The organism is Actinosynnema sp. NPDC059797 (assembly GCF_042732085.1).
In the GTDB taxonomy this organism is placed as follows: Bacteria; Actinomycetota; Actinomycetes; order Mycobacteriales; family Pseudonocardiaceae; genus Actinosynnema.
Genome location: NZ_JBHWIE010000138.1, coordinates 1 through 3,422 on the forward strand (window position 1 = coordinate 1; position 3,422 = coordinate 3,422).

At 73.5% G+C, this 3,422-nt stretch carries 3 protein-coding genes; 1 reads left to right on the forward strand and 2 read right to left on the reverse strand.

All coding sequences use genetic code 11. The features are described 5' to 3' along the window. The coding region (locus tag ACFV4N_RS25770) for a PepSY-associated TM helix domain-containing protein (RefSeq protein ID WP_499675168.1) at positions 1 to 1,217 on the reverse strand (1,217 nt) is incomplete at its 3' end. A gap of 127 nt (positions 1,218 to 1,344) precedes the next feature. On the opposite strand from ACFV4N_RS25770, the gene ACFV4N_RS25775 reads away from it, so the two are divergent. Continuing rightward, entirely contained in the window at positions 1,345 to 2,259 is a 915-nt protein-coding gene (locus ACFV4N_RS25775) for a cobalamin-binding protein (RefSeq protein ID WP_499675169.1), read from the forward strand. A 34-nt stretch (positions 2,260 to 2,293) separates the two neighbouring features. Here ACFV4N_RS25775 and ACFV4N_RS25780 read toward each other — a convergent pair whose 3' ends face one another. Continuing rightward, entirely contained in the window at positions 2,294 to 3,292 is a 999-nt protein-coding gene (locus ACFV4N_RS25780; RefSeq protein ID WP_499675170.1) for a prenyltransferase/squalene oxidase repeat-containing protein, read from the reverse strand. Positions 3,293 to 3,422: the final 130 nt, after the last annotated feature.

Genomic DNA, 3,422 nt, shown 5'->3' on the forward strand with positions numbered 1-3,422 from the left:
GGCCTGGGGCGGCGCTGCCACCACATGCGGTAGCCGAGCACGATCAGGGTCAGGATCCCGGCGGCGAGCAAGAACAGCGCGATCTGGTTGGCCAGGCCGAACAACACGCCCATGTGCGCCTGGATTCCCAGCGACGACAGCTTCGCCAGCACCGGCCGGTCGGCGAAGTCGGCACGGGCGGTCACCGTCGCGGTCGCCGGGTCGACCGCGACCTTGTCCAGTCGGATCGGCCAGGTGTTGTCGGTCTGGGCCACCGTCCACGCGGTGCCGGGCGCGGCGGCCACGCCCAACTCCAGCGGCCCGTCCAAGCCCGCGCCGCGGGCGGCCACGAGCACCTGGTCGAACGTGACGGGGTCGACCTCCGCGTCCGGTGGCGCCTCACTGTGTTGACCGTGCCCGTCGGAGCTCGTCGCGCCCTTCGTGCCACCCAGGCCGGTGTCGAGGGCCGGAGCCTTGGCGTTCAGCGCCGTCAACGCCGCGCTGAAGTTCGCGCCGGCGTAGTTCGACCAGGTCAAGCCGGTGGCCGACAGGAACAGCGCGCCGATCAGGACCCACACCCCGATGCTGCCGTGCCACGACCGGGTCCCGCGCACGCCCTTCGCGCCCTTCTCGGGGACCACCAGCGCCCGCACGCGGCGGCGCGCCGTGCGCTGCCTGGCGATCCACAGCGCCAGTCCGCCGAGCGCGACCACCCACAGCCAGCTGGCCGCCAGCTCCGAGTAGAGCGCGCCCGTCTCGCCCAGTTGCAGGTTCGCGTGCAGGTTGTCCAGCCACGTCGTGACCGGGGTGGCCCCGAACCAGGTGGTCAGCTGCCCGTTGACCTGGGCGGTGTAGGGGTCGACGTAGACCGTCTGGGCGTGTCCCTCCGGCAGGCCCACCAGCGAGAACACGACACGGGTCGTAGCGGTCGGATCCCCCGGGAGTTGCACGCCGGTCACCACACCGTCAGGCACGGCGGCCTGCGCCGCCGCGACCTGCTCGGCCACCGGACGCGGCGCACCGGTGGCCGACGACACTTCCAGCAGGTCGCCGTAGAAGACGCGGTCGAGCTGCGGCGCGAACGCGTAGAGCATGCCTGAGAGCGCCGCCACCACCAGGAATGGCGCCACCAGCACGCCCGCGTAGAAGTGGAGCCGGCGCAGCAACGGCACCACCGACACCCGGACCGGGCCAGAGGACTGATCACTGCGCACGTCGTCGATGGGGGGAGCGGACACGGGCACCTCTGGTGGGACGCAGGGAAGACCTGACCCACTAGTCGGACAGGAACGTCATCTGGTTCCCGCAAATGTGCGGAGAACTCGCGCGGCGCTGGGACGGCGTCGGCCGACCTACGCTGGAACCATGCGGATCGTGTCGTTGCTGCCCGCCGCCACGGACATCGTCGCGGAACTCGGGCGCGCGGGCGACCTGGTGGGGCGCACGCACGAGTGCGACTGGCCGCCGGAGGTCGCGTCGGTGCCCGTGGTCACCGCCACCGGGCTGGACCCCGACCGGTTGAGCAGCCGGGAGATCTCCGCCGCGGTCGAGGGCCACCGGGGGTCGTCGCTGTACTCGCTGGACTCCGACCTGCTCGCCCGACTGGCCCCCGACGTGGTGCTGACCCAGGACCTGTGCGAGGTGTGCGCGGTGTCCTACCAACGGGTCACCGAGGCGGTGCGCGTGCTGGACGCAGGTCCGCGCGTGGTGAGCCTGGAGCCGCGCACGACGGCGGGCGTGCTGGACTGCGTGCGCCGCGTGGGCGAGTTGCTCGGCGTCGAGGACACCGAACGGCGCATCACCGCGTTGGAGGCCCGCCTGGCCGCGGTCGAGGCGGCGGTGGCGGGTCGACCGAGGCCGAGGGTGGTCGCGATCGAGTGGCTGGACCCGGTCTGGCCCGCCGGGCACTGGGTGCCCGAGCAGATCACCCGGGCGGGCGGTGACCCGCTGCTCGCCGGGGTGGGCGAGCACACTTCCCCGGTCGAGTGGCGCGCCGTGGTCGAGGCGCGCCCGGACGTGGTGCTGCTCCTGCCGTGCGGCTTGCCCCCCGAGCGGACCCTGGCGGAGCTGCCCGCGCTGACCACCCGGCCCGGCTGGGCCGACCTGCCCGCCGTGCGCGCGGGCGAGGTCTGGGTGCTAGACGGCCCCGCCTACTTCAACCGGCCCGGCCCGCGGGTGGTGCGCGGCGCGGAGGTGCTGGCCCACGTGCTGCACGGGGTCACCGCCGGCGAGCCGGTGAGTCCTGTCGAAGCCCGCCGGGTGGCGCTCACGACGGGGTAGCCGCCACCCGGTCGGGTGGCGGCTACCGGTGACGTCAGTCGCAGGCCAGGACGGGTGCCTCGGCCTTGCCCCCGCTGTGCAGGTCGGCCAGGCCGACGTTGGCCAGCCCGAGGATCGCCTGGGCGGTGGCGCGGGTCGCGGTGGCCGGGTCGAAGCCCGTGGCCTGCCAGGCGACGGCGCCGCGCTGCTCGACCGGGCCGGTGCAGTCGACCTGGAGGGACTTGAGGAACCGCTTGGCCTTGCGGGCGGCGACGTCCCGACCGCCGGCCTTGAGCGCCTGGCGGGCCAGGCCGGTGCTGTTGGCGTTGGGCGGGTTGGCGCCCACGCTGAAGCCGCCGTTGGCGTGCTGCACGCTCACCAGCCAGGACAGGCCCTGCTGGGCCTCGCCCGGACGGCCGACGGCCTGGAGCGCCTGGGTGACCATCGCGGTGGAGTCCACGTCGCTCACGCACGGCGTGGCCGCCAGGTCGAGCGGGAAACCGCCGTCCGGGCACTGGGTGCCGACCAGGAAGTCCACCGCCGGGACGGGCGCGCCGGCCGGGGTGCGGTCCAGCGCCAGCAGGGCCAGGGACTGGCTGAAGGCGTTGCTGTAGTCGCCGAACGCCGAGTTGTCGGAGAACCGGCCCGACGGGGTGAGCAGCGCGAGCAGACCGGCGTTGAGGTCCACCCCGCCGAACGAGGTCGGGTCCGCCCCCGCGACCTGGGCGGCCAGCATCAGCTTGGCGTGCGCGCCCGCGTACGCCTCGCCACCGGAACCGGTGTAGCCGGAGGTGATGGCGGGTTGTGACAGCCACGCGATCGCGCGATCGGCGTAGTCGTCGGCGCTGCGGGCCGCGGCGAACGCGAACACCCCGTCGATCGTCAACCCGGCATCGGGGTACAGGACCCCGCCGAAATCGACCTCGAAGCGCTCGCCGTCGACCATCTGGCGAGCCAGCCACCCGGCGGCGGCGTCCGCCCGGTTGTGCGTGACCGGCACGGCGGAGGCGGTGGACGGGACGAGCAGCGACAGGCCGCACAGCAGTGCGAGCACGGCAAGAACACGACGTCTCATGGACGATGGAACCCTTTCCCGCGAGCCACGACAGGAGTTGGTGCACCGCGCGGAGCGGGTGATCGGACTCGCCACCTCCAGGGGTGGCACACCGTTGCGGGTCAGCGAC

Coding starts and splice junctions, on each gene's coding strand:
- ACFV4N_RS25775 (WP_499675169.1), top strand. CDS start 1,345: ATGCGGATCGTGTCGTTGCTGCCCGCCGCCACGGACATCGTCGCGGAA.